This window comes from Flavobacterium sp. (assembly GCF_044349645.1).
GTDB lineage: Bacteria > Bacteroidota > Bacteroidia > Flavobacteriales > Flavobacteriaceae > Flavobacterium.
Map to the genome: position 1 here is coordinate 1 of NZ_JBIKQP010000034.1, position 20,858 is coordinate 20,858.

Here is a 20,858-nt window from a genome sequence, read left to right on the forward strand (position 1 = left end):
TTATCTTACGCAAAAATATAAGAAAATTTCATATAAATTAGCAGAATTGTCATAAAAAGGGTTAAACTAAATACCGATTTTATGATATTTTTATTTTTTTTAATAAAAATAGACCTTATCAACATAATAGAATGTAATTTTTATTAATTTAGCCGAAAATTTATAATTACTATTTTTTTGTAAATATAAATTGCAAATACCTCATTTAAAAGGTGTTAGCGAAATTAATTAAATTATGTTTCATTATCATGAATTCAAAAATCGAAAACAAAATTCAAATTTCTAAAATTTCAACCTCAAAAATTGAATCCATTGATTTTGATCATCTTCCATTTGGTGAAGTTTTTACGGATTATATGCTAACCTGTGACTTTATCAATGGCGAATGGGAAACCCCAAAAATTGTTCCTTACGCTCCTTTTTTAATGGACCCATCAGCTAAAGTTTTTCATTATGGGCAAGCTATTTTTGAAGGAATGAAAGCTTATAAAGACGAGGATGATTCTGTTTGGTTATTCCGTCCTGAAGAAAATTTTATTCGTTTTAATAAATCAGCCGTAAGAATGGCTATGCCAGAAGTACCTGAATTTATTTTTATGGATGGTTTAAAACAATTAGTAGATTTAGAAAGAGAATGGGTAAAAAAAGGTGTTGGTAGTACATTATATATAAGACCTTTTATGATTGCAACTGGAACAGGTGTAATCGCTTCTCCTTCAAATGATTATCGATTTATGATATTGTTATCGCCAGCTAAATCATATTATTCTGGCGAAGTAAAAGTGATAATAGCAGAACATTATAGCCGTGCGGCAAACGGAGGAATTGGTGCTGCAAAAGCTGCCGGAAATTATTCTGCACAATTTTATCCTACTAAATTAGCTAACGAAAAAGGTTTCCAACAAGTAATTTGGACCGATGATGCTACCCATACAAAAATGGAAGAATCTGGAACCATGAACGTGTTTTTTAGAATTAATGATACCTTATATACTGCACCAACAAGTGAAAGAATTCTTGATGGAGTAACCAGAAAAAGCTTGATTGCAATTGCAGAAAGAGACGGAATTAAATTGTCAGTAAGACCTGTTTTAGTTGCTGAACTAGTTGAGGCTGCTAAAAACGGAACTTTAAAAGAAATATTTGGCGCAGGAACAGCAGCTGTTGTTACCATAATCAAAGGATTCTCCTACCAAGATGAATATTATGAATTACCAACTGTAGAACATTCTTTCGCATTAGACTTAAAAAATAAACTAACAGCTATTCAACACAAACTAGCTGAAGATACTTTTGGATGGACGGTAAAAGTTTAACCATAAAAAAACCCTTATAATTAAGGGTTTTTTTATATCTAAAAATTAAATTATTTTTGAAAAATCGGGTTTGAAATAATTCGGTCCTTTCATTACTTTTCCGTCTTCACGATAAATAGGTTTTCCATCACTACCCAATTTACTCATATTACTTTGTTGAATTTCATCAAAAATAGCTTCAATTTTATCTTGCAAACCATGTTCAATTATTGTACCACACAATATGTACAGCATATCACCAAGCGCATCTGCAATTTCTATAAGATCATTATTTTGAACGGCCTCTAAATATTCTTCATTTTCTTCTTTCATTAAATTGTATCGCAAAACATTTTTGGTTTCACCCAAATTTGCTTTTGGACTTTCACTATAACCTATTTCAAAGGCAGTATGAAATTCTTTAACGGCATTAAGTTGTTTAATCATGGTTTAGTTGTTTAATTGATATTGGAAATAGTTACTTTTGATTACAAATTTAGTATTTTTGTATAAAATAATTATATGTTTAGTAAAGGTCAGTTAATTTTTGCAGCAATTTTCTTTATTTCATTTGTAATAGCAATTTCCTATTCTTATCGAAAAGACATCATAGTGCATCGAAGAATTTACAAAGGGAGCTATAAGATTTTAATTGGTTTTATCGTTTTTATACTACTACTATTTGTAATTAAAATTTTCTTTAAGCATTAAAAATAAATTTCAAGCCATAAAAATTAAATTCAAAACTTATGAAAATATTAAAATATTTATTTCTATTACTAATATTGCTTTCTGTTGGAGGTAGTGTTTTTATTGCTACTCAAAAAAGCGATTTTACTACCATAAAATACATCGTAATTAAAACTCCAAAAGCAGCCGTTTATAACTATTTGAATGATACTAGAAATTATAAAGATTGGTTTATTTTTGACACAAATAATTCATCGGTAACCATAGAATATTCTAAAAATCCATCTGGTGTTGGCAGCTTTTTTTCATGGTCTGGAAGTGACGGCGAAGGAAAAACAACAGTGTTTTATACAAAAGAAAGTGATAGTATTGTTCAAAAAACAGATTTAGACGGTGTTTTATCAGAAACCATTTGGAAATTAAAAGATACAATTGGTGGTACAAAAGTTACCTGTATTTCAAAAGGAGAATTGTCATTTTCTAATAAACTTAATTCCTTATTTACAGGCGGAGTCAATAAAGTTATAGGACGAAAATTAGAACAAAGCTTAAATAATTTAGATAGGAGTTTAGTATATGAATTGAATACCTATTCCGTTAATTCAAATGGTATTGTATATAAAAAAGGATGTTATTATTTAAAACGCACAATAAATACTAAATTATCAAGACTTAATTATAATATCAAAGTATTGATACCTTATTTGACTAATTTTTCAAACAAAAATAATATTTCAATCTCTGGAAAGCCATTTGTAATCTATAATACTATTGATGAAAGTAACGAAATTTTAAATATTTCTGTTTGTTTACCAATAAAAAGAAGAATTTTTACAAGTGCTGAAAGTGAAATCATTTGTAATGAACTTGAAGGTTATAACGCATTTAAAACAACTTTAAACGGAGATTATTCTCACAGAAAAACGGCTTGGAAAAAGGCTAAAGATTTTGTAAATAAAAACAATGAAAATTTAGAAAAATCCATTCCGTTATTAGAAGTTTATAACAAAAGTTTTATGGACGGTTTAAGTCCTTCAAAATGGCAAACTACCATCTATTCAGGGTTAAAAACTAGCAACAATACTATTCGAGAAACTACTTCTAATAATGAAAGTTTAGAAGTAACAGAAATAGAACAGTAATTATTATTTTTTTTTGAAAATAGATTAAACCTTTGTTGTTTTTATTATTCTTACAATAAAATAATTTATTTGGAAGAAAAAGATTTCATATTACAACTATTAAATCCAAAAACTCAAAACAGTGCGTTTCAAAAACTCTTGTCCGATTATAAACGCCCGCTATACAATATTATAAGGAATATAGTTTTGGATCACGATGATGCCAATGATGTATTACAAAACACATTTATTAAGGTATTCCAAAATTTGAATAATTTTAAAGGAGATAGCAAATTGTATTCTTGGATTTATAGAATTGCAACGAATGAAGCGATAACTTTCATTAATAAAAAAGCGAAGATAAGTGGAGCCACTAGTGGCGAGCTAAAATCAAGAATCGTTGAAAACCTTGAAGCCGACACTCATTTTGATGGAAATGAAATTCAACTTAAATTACAAAAAGCAATTCTTACATTACCAGAAAAACAACAATTAGTATTTAAAATGCGCTACTTTGAAGAAATAAAATATGAAGAAATGTCAACTATTTTAGGAACTTCAGTTGGTGCATTAAAAGCATCTTATCACCTTGCTGTAAAAAAAATTGAAAATTTTATGAATAAAGATTAAACCTTAATCTAATTTAATCGTCTAAATAGCATGAAAGAATTTAAAATAAATGATGAAAATAAAATTACTTCTGGATTTACAACCCCTGAAGGTTATTTTGAAAACTTTACAATAGATTTACAAAACAATGAAAGCCATCAAAAAACAGACAGGAAAGTTATTTCAATAAATACAAAACGATGGTTGACTTCAGTTGCTGCTGTTTTGATTGTAGCGATATCTGTAACAATTTACACAAAACTAGTAATAGAAAAAACAGAAGATTCTATTGAAATGGAAAATTATATTTCTAATCATTCTGATTTAAGTCAATATGATTTAATTACGTTATTAGATGAAAAAGATATTGAAAATCTAAGTGTGGAAATGAATTTTAACAGCACGGAAACGGAAGAGGAGTATGAAAACACAAATGAAATAGAAAATTATATAACTGAATAAATTTAACAATGAAAAATAAAAACATCCTACTAGCATTCTTACTATTTGTTTCTTTTGGACTTTTTGCCCAAGGGAAAATAATGTTGGAGAAAAAAGAAGAGATATTTGCATTGAAAGTAGCATTCTTAACCAATAAATTGCCTTTAACAAGCAGTGAAGCTGAAAAATTTTGGCCATTATACAATGCATTTGAAGACAAACAGTTTGAATTAAAACATGAAAAATCTTTGGTTTTCTTAAAGAAAATGGATGATGAAGCTTTAAGCAAAATGTCAGAAAAAGAAGCAGCAACTTTATTGGCAAAAATGGAATCTACTGAGGAAGAGATTTTTCAAATGCGTAAAAAGTTACTTATCAGTTTAAAGCCAATATTAAGTCAAGTAAAACTTATAAAACTAAAAAAAGCTGAAGAAGAATTTAATAGAAAATTATTACTTCAATATATGAAAAAAAGGTCAAGAAATAAATAGGCATTTTAATTATTCAAATTCAAAAAGATAAGGTTCAATCAACATTTTATCGGCAATTAAATCTATTCGTTCCGAGAGATAATCGGAAAATATCAAACGTTGCGTTTTAATTATACTATTGGAAATTCTGATTATTTTGGTATCATGTCGCAGTTTGAGAATAGTATCGGCGTCATCAATAATAAACATTTTTAGGCGATTTACATTATAACCAGCAGTTGAAAACATAGCACTTAATCGGTTTGGAGTTCCAATTAATACGTCAATTCCGGTAGAAATATAGTTTTTATCGTATTCCAAATCTCCTTTATCGTGGACTCCATAAACTCTTAAATCAGTTTTACTTCCCAATTTTTCAAAGAGTTCTTCCATTTCATGAACCTTTTCTTTGTCTTCAACAATAATCAAAGCCCTTGGTGATTCCTCTCCTTCGCAAACTAATTGTTGAATCACATTTAATACAATTGTAGTTGATTTTCCAGAACCTTGAGGGGAAATAATAATACAATCGGCACCACTTTTTATAGTTGAAAAAGTATCAATTTGTAATTCATTTGCATCCGTCAATCCAATTTCTACAAGCGCTTCTTGTAACTTTTCGTTTATTTTTTTTAGTTTCATAAATTATTTTGTGAGCCATTAATTAATGACTATTTACTTGCAAATAAATGAATATCCGAAACAGAAATTTCGTTTCCGCTCAATATTATCAATCTTTCTACAATGTTTCTTAATTCTCGAATATTTCCTGTCCAATCGTATTCTTGCAACAATCTAATAGCCTCATCAGAAAATGACTTTGGAGCAATTCCTTGTTCAGCTGCAATTTTCTCGGTAAAATGCTCAATTAATAAAGGAATATCGTCGCGTCTTTCGTTTAATCCTGGTACCTTTATTAAAATTACTGCCAAACGATGGTATAAATCTTCACGAAATCGACCTTTTTCAATTTCCTTTTTTAAATCTTTATTTGTGGCGGCAATTACACGTACGTCTACTTTTATGTCTTTGTCCGCACCCACTCTAGTAACCACATTCTCTTGTAATGCTCTCAATACTTTGGCTTGAGCCGATAAACTCATATCACCAATTTCATCTAAAAATAAAGTTCCTTTATCTGCCGCTTCAAATTTTCCAGCTCTATCTTTTATGGCAGATGTAAAAGCTCCTTTAACGTGACCGAATAGCTCACTTTCAATTAATTCCGAAGGTATTGCAGCGCAATTAACTTCAATTAATGGGAAATTAGCACGCTCACTTTTTTCATGTAATTGATGTGCAACCAATTCTTTACCTGTTCCATTTGGACCAGTTATTAATACACGGGCTTCTGTTTTAGCGACTTTATCAACCATTATTTTAATATGATTTATAGCATCGCTTTCGCCAATCATTTCGTAGTTTTTACTAACAATTTTCTTAAGAATTTTATTTTCTACTACTAACTGCTTTTTATCTAATGCATTACGCACCGTATTCAATAATCGATTAAGATCTGGTGGTTTTGAGATATAATCAAATGCACCCAAACGCATCGTTTGAATTGCGGTTTCCATGTCACCATGGCCTGAAATCATTACAATTGGAATTTCGGGTTTAATTTTCTTTACCGCTTGTAGTAATTCAACTCCGTCCATCTTAGGCATTTTAATATCACACAAAACCAAATCATAATCGTTTTGAGATATCTTTTCATAACCTTTATTTCCATCCTCAGCCTCTTCAACTTGATAAGTGTCGTTTTCTTCGGTTAGAATCTTTGTTAAAACCCTTCTAATAGATGCTTCGTCTTCAATAATTAATATTTTACTCATATAATATTGGTTAACCAATTAGTATTTTAACCATTTGTACAATTCCTTCCATGTTGGTTTTTTTCCATACATTAAAATTCCAACTCGATATATTTTTGATGCAAACCACACCACAAAAAAGAAAGTTCCAAATAGAATTGTAATCGAAATTACTATTTGCCACCAAGGTACACCAAAAGGAATTCTCATAAGCATAACTATTGGTGAAGTTAACGGAATCATTGAAAAAACTGTAGCTACAGTTCCGTGAGGATCATTCATAACTGTAAAAAATCCAATATAAACTCCCAAAATTAATGGTAATATTATTGGTAATAAAAATTGTTGAGAATCGGTTTCATTATCAACGGCAGAGCCAATTGCTGCATAGAAAGAACTGTACAAAAAGTAACCTCCTATAAAGTAAATTACAAAACAAACCAGCAACGTTGCTATTGGTAAATTCAATAATTCTTGGAAATACAATTGTGCAACTGAGCCGAATTCTTGCTGGGCACTATGAAGCATCTCAGGTGGAATATTTGAAGTAGGTGTTGCGTTAATGCCAAAAAATACAGAAACTGAAAACACTAAGGTTAATCCTACAATAGTCCATATTAAAAATTGTAAAATTCCCGCTAATGAAGTTCCTATAATTTTACCCATCATCAATTGAAATGGTTTAACGGAAGAAATGATAATTTCAATAATTCTATTTGTTTTTTCTTCGATCACACTTCTCATTACCATATTGCCATAAATGACGATAAACATCATAATTAGATATCCAAATGCTCCACCAATAGCAATTTTAATTTCATTAATACCTTTCAAACTATCTTCACCGGTAGCTTTTTTCAATTCTAAATTGACATCTGCTTGAGCATTATTAATTGCTAAAGTATCTAGTTTAGCCAATTTATAATTCTCATTAGTAATTTTATTTGAAATAACTTCTTGTACATGATCAACAAAATTTATACTCGGACTTTCATTGGAAACATATTGAATTTTGTTTTGCAATGATTTGAAATTACTTGTTTTTGGAATATAAATTAGTCCTTCATAACTTTCACTTTTGATACTGTCTTTAATGCTATTTACGTCTTTATTAGATAGATTGATGTACTTATATTCTTCCGAGTTTTTAAATTCTGACACAAAAATTCCCGTTTCATCATGAATAGCTATTTGTTTAACATCAGCTTTTAACGAACTCAAATAACTCACAAAAACGCCAATTCCGACAAATAATAACGGACTCAAAAAAGTCATTACTATGAATGATTTATTTCGAACTTTAGCGATAAATTCTCGCTTTATAATTAATGCTAATATGCTCATATTAAAATTTGATTTTTGATTTTAGATTGTAGATTAACTCTTAAATCTGTTTTATTGACTTACGGTTTGAATAAAAATATCGTTCACACTTGGAATTTTCTCAACAAAATGGGTTACTTGACCTCTACTAGTTAAAATGTTCAATAATTCATTTGGCAAAGAATTACCCAGATTTATTTCTAGTTTTAATTCGTTGTTTAGCGATTTAAAATTAGTAGGTTGAATGGTATAATTTTGAGTTATAGCAAGCATTAAACCTTCAACATTATCGGTTAGAATTCCAACTTCAAAACTATTTGTTCTAAATTGTTTTTTAACATCATCCAAACGACCTTCAATGAGTTTGTTGGATTGATGAATTAATGCAATGTGATCGCAAAGTTCCTCCACGCTTTCCATTCTGTGAGTAGAAAATATAATTGTTGAACCTTGCTCTTGTAATGCTAAAATTTCATCTTTAATGATATTTGCATTTACTGGGTCAAAACCTGAAAATGGTTCATCAAAAATCAATAATTTAGGTTTATGTAAAACACAAACTACAAATTGAATTTTTTGTGCCATTCCTTTGGAAAGTTCCTGTATTTTTTTGTTCCACCAACCTTGAATTCCCAATCTATCAAACCAGTAATCCAATTGAATTTTGGCTTCTGCTTTGGACAATCCTTTCATTTGGGCTAAATACAAACATTGCTCTCCAACTTTCATCGACTTATATAACCCACGTTCTTCTGGAAGATAGCCAATATGCTGAATGTGCTTTGGATTTAACTTTTCGCCATCAAGAATTATTTCGCCGCTGTCAGGCATGGTAATCTGATTGATAATTCGAATTAAAGAAGTTTTTCCTGCACCATTTGGACCTAACAATCCATAAATACTTCCTTTAGGAACAGTTAAAGATACTTCATTTAGCGCTGTATAATCGCCGTATTTTTTTACAACTTTATTAACTTCAAGTATTGTACTCATTTGAATAATTATTTATGTAAAAGTATTGATTTTGGAATAATAAATGAATTAATATTTATAAAAAACCCACCCTTATTTGCACAAGGATGGGAAAAATGCTGTAATTAATTACAACAAAAAAAATTACGAGAACATGTCTTTTACTTTTTCAAAAAACGACTTATCCCCTTTTTCAGGATTTGGAATAAAGTTATCATCTGTTAAAGCCTTTTCAAAAAACTGTTTTTGTTCTTTATTTAAAGTTCTTGGAGTCCATACATTAATGTGAATTAGTAAATCTCCATTACCATATCCGTTAATATTAGGAATTCCTTTCCCTTTTAATCTTAAAATTTTTCCTGATTGAATTCCTTCTTCAAGCTTAATTCTAACTTTACCTTTAACAGCTTCAATATCTTTAGAAACACCTAGAACTGCTTCAGCAAAGCTAATATATAAGTCCAAATGTAAATTTTCACCTTCTCGTTTTAAAGACTCGTGCTCAATCTCTTCAATTACTACAATTAAATCTCCAGGAACACTATTTCCAGGAGCATCATTACCTTTATTGGATACTTTAAGCTGCATTCCATCAACAACACCAGCAGGAATTTTAATTGATACTGTTTCGTCATCAACTATCATCCCTTGAGAATCGGCATTGGAAGGTTTATGGTCTAATAATTGTCCAGAACCGCCGCAGGTTGAACAAGTCGTAGCCGATTGCATTCTACCTAAAATGGTATTTGTAACTCGCATAACTTGCCCTTGACCGTTACAAGAAGAACATGTTTTGTAGGTAACTCCAGGGGCTTGAACTTTGCGTTTTACTTTTACTTTTTTCTCAACACCGAAGGCAATTTCTTCCAAAGTAAGTTTAACTTTTATTCGAAGGTTACTTCCTTTAACTCTTCTTGGGCCTCCGCCACCACCAAATCCAGATCTACCGCCGAAAGCGCCTCCAAATATATCACCAAATTGGCTAAAGATATCATCCATATTCATGTGACCGCCACCAAAACCACCTCCACCTTGACCACCATTTTCAAAGGCTTGATGACCGTATTGATCGTATTTTGCTTTCTTTTGAGGATCGCTCAAAATTTCATAAGCTTCGGCTGCTTTCTTAAAGTTATCTTCTGCAACCGCATCACCTGGATTTTTGTCAGGGTGAAATTCGATAGCTTTTTTTCGATACGCTTTTTTTATTTCTGCAGCATCTGCATTTCTTGAAATACCTAAAATTTCGTAAAAATCTTTTTTCATTTTATGATGTCTTAATCAAACTTAAACCGGCTAGGCAATTATTAAGTTTATTAGAATTTAGTTTCCAATTACTACTTTAGGAAAACGAATAATTTTGTCTCCTAATTTGTATCCTTTTTCAAGAACGTCAACAATTTTGCCTTTCAAATTTGGCGAAGGAGCTGGGATTTGAGTGATTGCTTCTGCAAAATCAGCATCAAATAAATCACCCGCTTTTAAAGTTACTTCTTCTAAACCTTTAGAAAATAAAGTACTTTTTAATTTGTCATGAATCAATTCCACTCCTTTCAATAAAACTTCATCATCTGATTTTTTAATTTCAATGAGCGCTCTATCAAAATCATCTAAAACTGGCAAAATTGCTAATAAAACCTCTTGGTTTGCTGTTTTAAACAAATCAATTCTTTCTTTTGAAGTTCTTCTTTTATAATTTTCAAATTCAGCAAAAAGTCTTAAATGCTTGTCTTTTTCGTTTGCTAAATCTTGAGTTAATTGCTCTTCAACACTTAGTTCCTCAACTTTTACTTGCTCCTCATTTTCATTATTTTCCAATGTTGTTGCGTTAAGGTCTTGATCCATTTCAGTATTTTCAGTGGTCATCTTATCTTTATTTTTAAAAATATTTTTAAACATTATATTTAGTTCTGTTCAATGAATAACAAAATTACTGCCAATTCCTAAAAAATGTCAAATTGTCACTATTTATTTTTTGATTGAATAAAAAATCCGGAAATTGAAATGGAGATTTAAAATTTAACTAAAATTGCTAAAAACTTTAATAAAATATTAGGAATTAATGAAAGTCATTAAAGTAAATTTGTTTTATAAAAGGTTGAAGTTTATTGTTTATCAAAAAAATAATAAATTGATTAATATTGTTAATTCAAATATAAATATTGAAAAAAGCTCCGTAAATAACGGAGCTTTTTTTTTAAGATAGAATATTTTTCAATGCCGTATCAATTGTTTTGTATTTGAATTCAAAACCTTTGTCTTCTATTTTTTTAGCACTTAAGTTTCTGTTTTCAAATAGCAATTCGTGCATTTCTCCGAGCATCAATTTCATGACAAACTTAGGAATATTAGGCATAAAAAGAGGTTTTTTAAGGACTTTTGCAATTGTAAAAGTTAGTTCTTCATTGGTAACTGGACTTGGAGAAACAGCATTATAAACACCTTCCAAATCATTTTTTATTGCAAAGAGATATAAAGCGACAATATCGTGAATATGAATCCAAGATTGAATTTGTTTTCCAGTTCCGAAAGCAGAACCCAAGCCAAGTTTTATTGTTTTTAACATTTCAACTAATGCGCCTCCATTAGTAGAAAGTACAATTCCTGTTCGAAGTTTACAGACTTTTAAACCTAAGGAAGCAAATTTATCGGTGCTTTCTTCCCATTTAACAACTACATTCCCCAGGAAACTATCATTTACTTGTGTTGAATTTTCATCATAAATAATTGTATTACTATTTGGATAAATAGAAGTTCCAGACGCAGATACAATTTGTTTTACTTGATTAGGATTGTTTTTTAATGCTTTAAATAATAAGGCAGAGGATAACAAACGACTTTCAATTATTTCTTGTTTGTAGGAATTGGTCCATCGTTTAGCAATATTTGCACCAGCTAAATTTATTATTGAATCAACACCCATTAAACAATTTTCATCGATAAGACCTTGCTCAGGGCTCCAGTAAAAGCCATTGTAATTTAATTCATTGACAATCTTTTTCTTGGAGGTAGTGAGATAATTCACACTAATCCCGTTTTGAAGAAGTAATGAAACTAATTCTGTTCCAATTAAACCCGTAGCTCCTGTTATTAAAACTTTCATTATTTAATTTATAATTTTCAAAATTACGTTTAATTTAAAACTAAATATAGTATTTAAGTAGGATTTAACTATCGTTAAATGGAAATTAAGTAGTTTTAATTTTGATGCTCCATTCGAAATCCATTTCAGAAACTTGGGTACCGGTTTCATCGACTCCAATTGATTTCATCCAAAATGTTTGTCCATCACCAGTAGCTATAGTAGAATGGATAGCCGTTTCAATTTTATCACCATCAAGACAGGTAAATGTTATTTTACCAGTTGCTTTTTTGGTAAAATTACCTTTGTTATTGGCGACCAACATTGATATTTTTTTATTACTTTTTTTGATTTGATACATTACTAATGAACCAGTTGACAATTCAGCTGCCATTGCTTGTACTGCAAAATACATAGAATTGAATGGATTTTGGTTAATCCAACGGTGCTTCACGATTACAGTACATTTAGCGGTTTCCAATTGTTTTACCCGAACCCCACATATAAATGCAGAGGGTAATTTAAAAAATAGAAAAGTATTTATTTTACTCGGCGTCAATTCCATGATGATTTGAATTTTCACGAATATAGTGAATAATTTCTTTGTAAAAAATAATCATTTCATAATATAAAAGTTAATAAAAAGTTAATTTTTAGTACTATGTAAAACAAGATACTATTTAAAAGATATATATTTGCATTATAAATTCGGAAGATCAATTGAAGATTAAAAAATTGAAAGATTAAATGATTCAAAGATTGAGAGATTAATATCTATAAAACTAAAAATACCTAGCCCCGATTGTAGAGAAAATCCCAGGCCTTTTAGCCTGGATTGAAACGGAAAGCGGGAAATAGCTTCAAAAAAAAAATGAGAAAAATATGAATATTGAAAACACAAAAGCACAAATGCGAAAAGGCGTGCTCGAATTTTGTATCTTATCGGTATTGAAAGAGAAAGATGCTTATACTTCTGAGATATTAGACACCTTGAAAACCGCGAAATTATTAGTCGTTGAAGGGACGGTTTATCCGTTATTGACGCGTTTAAAAAACGATGGATTGTTGAACTACCGCTGGGAAGAATCAGTGTCTGGACCACCAAGGAAATACTATGGATTAACCGAAGAAGGTCGAGAATTTTTAACAGAATTAAACAGCACTTGGACTGAATTATCAGACGCTGTAAACTTAATAACAACCAAATAACAAAAAGATGAATAAGACAGTAAATATAAATTTAGGAGGATTAGTTTTTCATATTGATGAAGATGCCTATCAAAAATTGACAAATTATTTTGAAGCTATAAAACGCTCTTTATCAAATACTTCTGGTCAGGATGAAATTATTAAAGACATCGAAATTAGAATTGGTGAGATCATTTCTGAGAAACACACTAGTGACAAGCAAGTAATAAGTCTTCGAGAAGTTGAGGAAATTATTTCGATTATGGGACAACCCGAAGATTACAGAATTGAGGGAGAAGAACCAATAAATGCTGAACCTATTTATACGAATACTAAAATTACAAAAAAGCTATATCGTGATGAAGAGAATGCGGCAGTTGGTGGAGTTCTTGCCGGTTTGGGTCATTATTTTGGTATTGACAAAGCTATATTAAGAGTAATTTTATTGATAATGGTTTTTGTTTGGGGAACTGGATTTGTGGCATATATAATATTATGGATTGCAATGCCGGCCGCTAAAACAACTTCGGAAAAATTGGAAATGCGAGGTGAACCTGTGACTATTTCTAATATTGAAAAAAAGGTTAGAGAAGAGATTGAAACCCTATCTGGAAAAATTAAATCAACTGATTTTGATGGAGTTAAAAAAGGATTGAAGTCAAATGGAAACAAACTAAAAGATTCATTTGGAGAGATTTTAAGTTCTATTTTCAATATAATATCAAAAGTTATTGGAGCTTTTATGATTCTTATTAGTGTTGCAATATTAATTGTTTTTTTAATAGGTGTTTTAGCATTTGGAACTACAAATTTTCCTGATTTTCCGTTTCATTCATTTATAGAATTAGGTAATTTCACTGATTACCCAGTTTGGTTTTTTGGGTTATTATTCTACTTGTCGGTTAGTATTCCTAGTATATTCGTATTATTATTGGGAATCAAAATTATTGCTCCGACAAGTAAATCAATTGGATCAATTGCGAAATATGTATTATTAGCGATTTGGATTATAGCTATAGGAATATTAATATCGATTGGGGTAAAACAAGCTTCTGAATATGCTTATGATGGAAGAGTTTATGAGAAGCAAACCATTAATATTAATCCAAAAGACACTTTAAATATTAAATTTAAAAATAATGATTATTATTCAAAAGATATAAATGATTATAAGGAGTTTAATGTGACTAAAGATTCATTAAATCAAGATGTGATTTATTCAAATAGTATTTCTTTCCAAATAGAGAAAACGGATGAGTTGTTACCTTATGTGAAAATAAACAAAGAAGCAAAAGGTATTTCATTTGAGGATGCAAATTCTAGAGCTGCAAAAATAAAATATAGTTTCAAAATCATTGGAAATCAATTGGTTTTAAACAATTATTTAATTACCGAATTAAAAGATAAATACAGAGATCAAAAAGTAGAAATTAAATTATACCTACCTAAAGGAACGCTTTTCAAGGTAAACTCAAGTGTTAAGAATTTTGACTATTCAGATAATTCATTTTTCAATTTACATACAAGTTCTGATGAATATATTTACAACGTAAATGATTCTCAAGTTAAATGCTTGAATTGCCCAATAGACGAAAACGAGTATGAAGATGTTGAAAATGATACAACTGATCGAGTTGAAACTACTACAGTATCCGTAAAAGTTGGTGGAAAAGAGATGATTAAAACCGTTACCAATAAACCAATAAATTAAAATATTACAGGTTCATTATTAGTTAGGTTCTTAATAAAAAAGCATTCAAATTGCTATTTGGATGCTTTTTTTTTCTACTTTTGATAAAATTATTATCTGAAAAAAAATGAAAAAATTAGCATTATTATTTATAGCGATTCTGATTACAGGATTTTCTTACGGACAAAAGAGAGAGAAGATTAAAGGATCAAAAAATGTTACTATTGAGAAAAAAGAAATTGGAAATTTTGAAAATTTAGAAATTGAAGACAATATTGATATTTTATTAATTAAAAGTGATAAGTGTTCATTAGAAATTGAAGCGGATGACAATTTGCATAGTGAAATAAATATCAATTCAAATGGGAATACCTTGCGACTAACTACTTCCAAAGATGTTGGAGGATTCAAGAAGTTTCTTGTAAAAGTATTTTACAATAATGATTTCAAATTATTACTAGCAAAACATGAGTCGGTGGTTACAGCAACGTCTGAAATAGTTTTAGATAATTTTACAATTAAAACTTTTGACTATTCAAAAATTTACATGAATGGTTCTATAAAAACCTTCACAATTATGCAAAACGACAAGTCTAAATCAGAATTGAATTTGAAATCAGAAATGGCAACAATTGAATTAAGTAAAAATGCACAATTAAAAGCACTAATTGCTTCTACACAATTGAAAGCTGACTTGTATCAAAAATCAACTGCCGTTATTGAAGGAGATGTTTCTGAATTAAAATTAAGAGTTGATAATAGTTCAGAATTTATTGGAATGAATTTAATTACTAAAAATGCTGAACTTATAGCCGAGGCTAACACTACAACTAAAATAAATGTAGTTACTAATGCTACGATTGAAGCATCTGGAAAATCAGAAATTCAGTTTTATGGCGATGCAAAAATTGAACTTAAAAAATTTACTGAGAATACTGTTATTATGAAAAAGACTTTAAAATAAGTTGATTCACAAACTAAAAAAAAAATCCAAACTAAACGTTTGGATTTTTTTTGTCGGGGTGGCAGGATTCGAACCTGCGGCCTCCTGCTCCCAAAGCAGGCGCGATAACCGAGCTACGCTACACCCCGTAATTCGAATGCAAATATATAATTATTTTTCGTTTATACAATCAGATTTTATGAAATAGAATTTTATTGTATATAATTAGAATTAGTAATTAATTTTATATGAAATATTTTAATTTAAACTTACATTTGTATTTTAAAAATATTATTTAAATAAAGAAGATGTCAAACACAATTGAAAAAATAAAATGCCTTATTATAGGTTCAGGACCAGCGGGTTATACCGCGGCTATATATGCAGCAAGAGCCAACATGAATCCAATTTTATATCAAGGAACACAGCCGGGTGGCCAATTAACTACTACAAATGAAGTTGAAAATTTTCCTGGTTATGTTGATGGTGTAACTGGACCTGAAATGATGGTTCAATTGCAGCAACAAGCGCAAAGATTTGGGACAGATGTTCGTGATGGCTGGGCTACAAAAGTTGATTTTTCAGGAGATATTCATAAGGTATGGATTAATGATACCAAGGAATTGCATTGTGAAACTGTAATTATTTCTACTGGTGCAACAGCAAAATATTTGGGATTACCATCAGAACAACATTATTTACAAACTGGTGGAGGTGTTTCTGCATGTGCTGTATGTGATGGTTTCTTCTATAGAAATCAAGAGGTAGTAATTGTTGGAGCGGGTGATTCAGCTTGTGAAGAAGCACATTATTTATCTAAATTATGTACTAAAGTCACTATGTTAGTAAGAAGCGATTCATTTAGAGCCTCTAAAATTATGGAAGATAGAGTTCGAAAGACAGAGAATATTACAATTTTAATGAACCATGATACCGTTGAAGTTCTTGGTGATGGACAAGTTGTTTCAGCGGTTAAAGCGAAAAATAAAGCTACAGGCGAAGTTTTTGATATTCCTGCTACTGGTTTCTTTGTTGCCATTGGTCATAAACCAAATACTGATATTTTCAAAGACTTTATAAATTTAGACGAAACAGGCTACATAAAAAACATACCAGGAACTTCAAAAACTAATATTGCTGGAGTATTTGTTGCTGGAGACGCCGCAGATCACGTTTATCGTCAAGCTATTACTGCTGCAGGTACAGGTTGTATGGCAGCTCTTGATGCCGAAAGGTATTTGGCAACTTTAGAATAAATAATTTCTATTTATTTCAAATTAAAGCTGAACATAATTGTTCGGCTTTTTTTTATAAATTATTATTAATAAAAGTTGAAAAAATAGAAAAATCAGGAAATTATTAAACGTTAAATAATCAAACCCGTACGTAAACTAACTTTTACAGAATTAATATAAAAAAAAGTATAAATTCGTAAAATGATTAAGATTATTATTGTTGACGACTCCTCTACATCAAGAATAACATTAGAAAAATTATTAACTAAAAATTTTTCTGATAAATACAATATTGTCGCCATTTGCGAGGATGCTAGTATTGCTAAAAAAGCTATTAAAGCTCATAAACCAGATCTTGTTTTCCTTGATATTGAAATGCCAAACAAGAATGGTTTTACCTTATTAAAAGAAATAAAATCAATTAAATTTGAGGTAATATTTACAACTTCCCACGCTAATTATGCAATCAAAGCAATTAAAGCTGATGCTTTAGATTATTTGATTAAACCTATAAATCTGAGAGATCTTACAATTGCATTAAGAAGATTTGAAAATAAAAAAATAATTCAAGATAGTTCGGAATTAAAAACCATCGAAGCAAAATCGAACAATGATTTAATAAAAAAAATTGCGTTTTCGACTGATACTGGGTATGAATTTATAAACGCAAATTCAATTCTATACTGTGAAGCAAATAGTAATTATTGTAGAATTTTTTGTGTTGACGGAAGGGATATTCTACTAGCAAAAACACTAAAAAATATTCATGAACAATTAATACCTACCAATTTATTTCATAGAATTCATAAATCATATTTAGTAAATCTAAATTATATTCTACGATTAAATAAAACTGGTTCATTAGAAGTTGAACTTCAAAATGGTGTTAAATTACCTGTTTCATTTAGACAAAAAGAAAATTTCCTTAATGCATTCAAGGATAATATTGAAAAATAAATTGAATTGTTAATTGGTTAAAAATAAAAAAGCCTCGCAATATGCGAGGCTTTTTTTGTACTTAATTATATATTAAGAATTGTGTTCTTGCTCAATTCTTTTGTGTTCAGCATCTGAAATTGTATCTACTAATACTGGAGTAGCAATGAATAATGAAGAATAAGTTCCAACAATAATTCCTATTAACATAGCAAATATAAATCCTCTAATTGATTCACCTCCAAAAATAAACATGATTAACAATACAAGTATCATCGTTAATGATGTATTAATTGTTCTTGACATAGTTGAATTAATAGATTGATTTACAATAGAATTGAAATTACCTTTCGCTTTACCTCCAAGGTATTCACGAACTCTATCAAATACAATTACAGTATCATTCATAGAATATCCAATAACAGTTAATATTGCAGCGATAAAATGTTGGTCAATTTCCATTCCAAAAGGCATGTATTTCCATAATAACGAATAAATTCCTAATACGAAGATAACGTCATGCGCTACAGCAGCAAGAGCCCCAAGTGAATATTGCCATTTTCTAAAACTCACTACTAGGTATAAACCAACAATTAACAAGGCACCAAATACAGCCCAATAAGAATTGGTCTTGATATCATCAGCAACAGTTGGTCCAACTTTAGACGCTTGAAGTATTCCTAATTTTTTTCCATCGTAACTATTCACGAATTTATCGTAGGTCATTGATGCATCAAAATATTTCTTTAAGTTGTCATAAAGTATTTTATTTACTGCTTGATCAGCATCAGTTCCAGCTTCATCAACTTTATATTTTGTAGTTATTTTTAATTGGTTGTCTTTACCGAAAATTTTTGCTTCAGCACTACCATCAAATACTTTTACTAATTCTTCTTTAACAACTTCTGCAGAAACTGGTTTTTCAAAACGCACTTGAAAAGTTCTTCCTCCTACAAAGTCAACTCCTTGATTCAAACCGTTAGTAGATAATGAAATGATACTAACAACTACTACTAAACTTGAAAATATATAAGTGAATTTTTTTACACCTAAGAAGTCAAAGTGGAAGTTAGTAAAGAAGTTTTTAGAGAAACCAGTCACAAATGTTAACTTGTTTCCTTTATTTATACTCCAATCTAACAATATTCTTGTAATAAAAATAGAAGTAAATAATGAGGTTGCTATACCAATTAACAATGTTAATGCAAATCCTTTGATTGGTCCTGTTCCAAATGAGAATAAAACGGCTCCAGTCAAAACGTGAGTTACATTCGCATCTACAATAGAACGCATCGCACCTTTCCAACCGTAAGCGGCTTTAATGGCTTCTTCAATAGTTCGTCCGAGTCGGAGTTCTTCTTTGGCTCTTTCATAGATAATAATGTTAGCATCTACAGCAGTTCCCATAGTTAAAACGATACCAGCAATACCTGGTAAAGTCAATACAAAGTTAAAACTTGCCATCACACCAAATAAGAACAATAAGTTAATGGCAACTGCAATGTTGGCGAACCAACCTGTTTTACCATAATAAATCATCATCCAAAGTGAAACAATAAGTAAACCAATTAAAGCAGAATTGGTTCCGTTGTCAATAGCTTCTTGACCTAAAGATGGTCCTACCACTTCTGATTGAACAATTTCTGCAGAAGCTGGTAATTTTCCTGCTTCAAGAACGTTGGCTAAATCTTTGGCTTCTGTAATGTCAAAATTTCCAGAAATTTGGGATCTTCCTCCAGAAATTGCTCCGTTAGTAACCCCTGGTGCAGAATAAACTACATTATCCAAAACAATAGCAATATTGCTTTTTTGAATATAGGCTTTCCCTGTTAATACTTCCCAAGCTTTTGCACCTTGGCCGTTCATTTGCATTTCAACAATAGGTTTGTTCATTTCGTCAAAACTATCTTTTGCACCTGTAACAACACCACCACTAATAGCTGCTTGGTTATTTCTGTTCCCTTTTAAAGCATACAACTCAACTGTTTCTTGTTCTTTTTTTGTTTTTTCGTCAACATTCTTTTTTGATTTTCCCCAAGCAAATTTTACATAACGCTTATCAGCTGGTAATAATACTCGAATGTCTTGTCTTTTTAAATAGCCGTTAATTTCGGCAGTATCTTTAGAAGCAAACACCCCTAAAACTGGACCTCCACGTTGCCCAACAAACTTGCTCACAATTGGACCTAAATCTTTTTTATCGGCAACCGTATCTTTAACTTTATCTGTTAATAAGGTATCGATTCCTTTTTTCTCAGTTTCTTTAATAGTAACAGAAGTTTTTTCAGTTAATTTCAAGGCTTCATTAGCAGCGTTTAAAAATGCATCTAAATCATCTGTTTTGTATGTTTCCCAAAATTCTAATTGAGCTGTACTTGATAATATTTTATTGATACGATCTACATCTTTTGCACCTGGAAGTTCAATTAAAATTCTACCTGATTCGCCAACTTTTTGAATGCTTGGTTGGGTTGCGCCAAATTTATCAATACGTGATGTTAATACAACCATCGCACTAGAAATCGATTTTAGAACCTTTTGTTTGATCACTTTTTTTACATCAGCATCAGACATTTTAAAATTAACTTCATCCCCTAATATTTTGTTAGCGAAAATATCTGGAGAAGATAATTTTATTTTACCGTCAGCAGCTTTTTCAAACTCAGCAAAAAACACTTCTAAATAATCTTGATTTCCTTGTCTGTTTTTACTAGCTTCTGCTAATGCTTGATTGAAAATAGGATTCTTAGAATTATTAGATAATCCTTTAATGATATCTTTTACAGAAATTTGAAGTTGTACGTTGATACCACCTTCTAGGTCTAATCCTTTATTTATTTTTTTATCTTTTACTTCATTGTAAGTAAAATCTGTAAATCCTAGATTAAATACTTTTTCTTTTCCGATTGAATCTAAGTATTTTAATTCTTTTTCAGAATTACCATTAGCATACGTTTTAGCATCACTTTCTATTTTATGAGAAACAAAAGTGAATGAAAGTTGGTAAATACTCACCAATGCAAATAAAATTGCGAAAAATTTAATAAGT

General features: G+C 30.1%; 20 protein-coding genes and 1 tRNA gene. 10 read left to right on the forward strand and 11 right to left on the reverse strand.

Annotation, left to right across the window (positions count from 1 at the left end; translation table 11 throughout):
• Positions 1-248 precede the first annotated feature (248 nt).
• Complete coding sequence (locus AC9UFV_RS07575; protein WP_509574478.1) at positions 249-1,316, forward strand: branched-chain amino acid aminotransferase; 1,068 nt, start codon at positions 249-251, stop codon at positions 1,314-1,316.
• Between the two features lie 45 nt (positions 1,317-1,361).
• On the opposite strand, the gene AC9UFV_RS07580 is transcribed toward AC9UFV_RS07575, so the two are convergent.
• Positions 1,362-1,742 carry a pyrophosphohydrolase domain-containing protein gene (locus AC9UFV_RS07580; protein WP_509574480.1) on the reverse strand — a complete coding sequence of 127 codons (381 nt, stop codon included), beginning with the start codon at positions 1,740-1,742 and terminating at the stop codon, positions 1,362-1,364.
• A 302-nt stretch (positions 1,743-2,044) separates the two neighbouring features.
• On the opposite strand from AC9UFV_RS07580, the gene AC9UFV_RS07585 reads away from it, so the two are divergent.
• The 4 genes from AC9UFV_RS07585 (at position 2,045) to AC9UFV_RS07600 (ending at position 4,647) form a co-directional block, all read left to right on the forward strand.
• Positions 2,045-3,127: an SRPBCC family protein gene (locus AC9UFV_RS07585; protein ID WP_509574482.1), complete on the forward strand. Its 1,083-nt coding sequence runs from the start codon at positions 2,045-2,047 to the stop codon at positions 3,125-3,127.
• Positions 3,128-3,196: 69 nt separating this feature from the next.
• Positions 3,197-3,736, forward strand: a complete 540-nt coding sequence (locus tag AC9UFV_RS07590; RefSeq protein ID WP_509574484.1) for an RNA polymerase sigma factor — start codon at positions 3,197-3,199, stop codon at positions 3,734-3,736.
• A 30-nt stretch (positions 3,737-3,766) separates the two neighbouring features.
• Entirely contained in the window at positions 3,767-4,177 is a 411-nt protein-coding gene (locus AC9UFV_RS07595; protein ID WP_509574487.1) for a hypothetical protein, read from the forward strand.
• A gap of 8 nt (positions 4,178-4,185) precedes the next feature.
• Entirely contained in the window at positions 4,186-4,647 is a 462-nt protein-coding gene (locus AC9UFV_RS07600; RefSeq protein WP_509574489.1) for a sensor of ECF-type sigma factor, read from the forward strand.
• A gap of 9 nt (positions 4,648-4,656) precedes the next feature.
• Here the strand turns inward: AC9UFV_RS07600 and AC9UFV_RS07605 are convergent, their stop codons facing one another.
• From AC9UFV_RS07605 to AC9UFV_RS07640, 8 genes are all read right to left on the reverse strand, one after another.
• Positions 4,657-5,268 (reverse strand): DEAD/DEAH box helicase, encoded by a 612-nt coding sequence (locus tag AC9UFV_RS07605; RefSeq protein ID WP_509574491.1) that lies wholly within the window; start codon positions 5,266-5,268, stop codon positions 4,657-4,659.
• Between the two features lie 29 nt (positions 5,269-5,297).
• The gene (locus AC9UFV_RS07610) at positions 5,298-6,461 is read right to left on the reverse strand and encodes a sigma-54-dependent transcriptional regulator (protein ID WP_509574494.1); all 1,164 of its coding nucleotides are present in this window, start codon (positions 6,459-6,461) and stop codon (positions 5,298-5,300) included.
• Positions 6,462-6,479: 18 nt separating this feature from the next.
• The gene (locus tag AC9UFV_RS07615; protein WP_509574497.1) at positions 6,480-7,784 is read right to left on the reverse strand and encodes an ABC transporter permease; all 1,305 of its coding nucleotides are present in this window, start codon (positions 7,782-7,784) and stop codon (positions 6,480-6,482) included.
• A gap of 51 nt (positions 7,785-7,835) precedes the next feature.
• Positions 7,836-8,756, reverse strand: a complete 921-nt coding sequence (locus AC9UFV_RS07620; protein WP_509521991.1) for an ABC transporter ATP-binding protein — start codon at positions 8,754-8,756, stop codon at positions 7,836-7,838.
• 123 nt (positions 8,757-8,879) lie between these two features.
• A complete protein-coding gene (dnaJ, locus tag AC9UFV_RS07625; protein ID WP_509574500.1) occupies positions 8,880-10,001 on the reverse strand; it encodes a molecular chaperone DnaJ in 1,122 nt (373 codons plus the stop codon).
• Between the two features lie 57 nt (positions 10,002-10,058).
• A complete protein-coding gene (locus AC9UFV_RS07630) occupies positions 10,059-10,637 on the reverse strand; it encodes a nucleotide exchange factor GrpE (protein WP_509574519.1) in 579 nt (192 codons plus the stop codon).
• 295 nt (positions 10,638-10,932) lie between these two features.
• Positions 10,933-11,838 carry a TIGR01777 family oxidoreductase gene (locus tag AC9UFV_RS07635; RefSeq protein ID WP_509574503.1) on the reverse strand — a complete coding sequence of 302 codons (906 nt, stop codon included), beginning with the start codon at positions 11,836-11,838 and terminating at the stop codon, positions 10,933-10,935.
• 85 nt (positions 11,839-11,923) lie between these two features.
• The gene (locus tag AC9UFV_RS07640) at positions 11,924-12,382 is read right to left on the reverse strand and encodes a DUF4442 domain-containing protein (RefSeq protein ID WP_509574521.1); all 459 of its coding nucleotides are present in this window, start codon (positions 12,380-12,382) and stop codon (positions 11,924-11,926) included.
• A gap of 317 nt (positions 12,383-12,699) precedes the next feature.
• Here AC9UFV_RS07640 and AC9UFV_RS07645 point away from each other — a divergent pair, with 317 nt between their 5' ends.
• From AC9UFV_RS07645 to AC9UFV_RS07655, 3 genes are all read left to right on the forward strand, one after another.
• Positions 12,700-13,026 (forward strand): PadR family transcriptional regulator, encoded by a 327-nt coding sequence (locus AC9UFV_RS07645; RefSeq protein ID WP_509563761.1) that lies wholly within the window; start codon positions 12,700-12,702, stop codon positions 13,024-13,026.
• 7 nt (positions 13,027-13,033) lie between these two features.
• A complete protein-coding gene (locus AC9UFV_RS07650) occupies positions 13,034-14,716 on the forward strand; it encodes a PspC domain-containing protein (RefSeq protein ID WP_509574506.1) in 1,683 nt (560 codons plus the stop codon).
• 106 nt (positions 14,717-14,822) lie between these two features.
• On the forward strand, positions 14,823-15,659 hold the full coding sequence (locus AC9UFV_RS07655) for a GIN domain-containing protein (RefSeq protein WP_509574509.1): 837 nt from the start codon (positions 14,823-14,825) through the stop codon (positions 15,657-15,659).
• Between the two features lie 53 nt (positions 15,660-15,712).
• Here the strand turns inward: AC9UFV_RS07655 and AC9UFV_RS07660 are convergent.
• Positions 15,713-15,787: transfer RNA gene (locus AC9UFV_RS07660), tRNA-Pro, on the reverse strand.
• A 159-nt stretch (positions 15,788-15,946) separates the two neighbouring features.
• Here AC9UFV_RS07660 and trxB point away from each other — a divergent pair.
• Positions 15,947-16,894 carry a thioredoxin-disulfide reductase gene (gene trxB / locus AC9UFV_RS07665; protein WP_509574511.1) on the forward strand — a complete coding sequence of 316 codons (948 nt, stop codon included), beginning with the start codon at positions 15,947-15,949 and terminating at the stop codon, positions 16,892-16,894.
• Positions 16,895-17,074: 180 nt separating this feature from the next.
• On the forward strand, positions 17,075-17,830 hold the full coding sequence (locus tag AC9UFV_RS07670; protein ID WP_509574514.1) for a LytR/AlgR family response regulator transcription factor: 756 nt from the start codon (positions 17,075-17,077) through the stop codon (positions 17,828-17,830).
• 72 nt (positions 17,831-17,902) lie between these two features.
• Here the strand turns inward: AC9UFV_RS07670 and secDF are convergent.
• Positions 17,903-20,858: protein translocase subunit SecDF (gene secDF, locus AC9UFV_RS07675; protein WP_509574517.1), on the reverse strand; the 2,956-nt coding region annotated here is incomplete at its 5' end.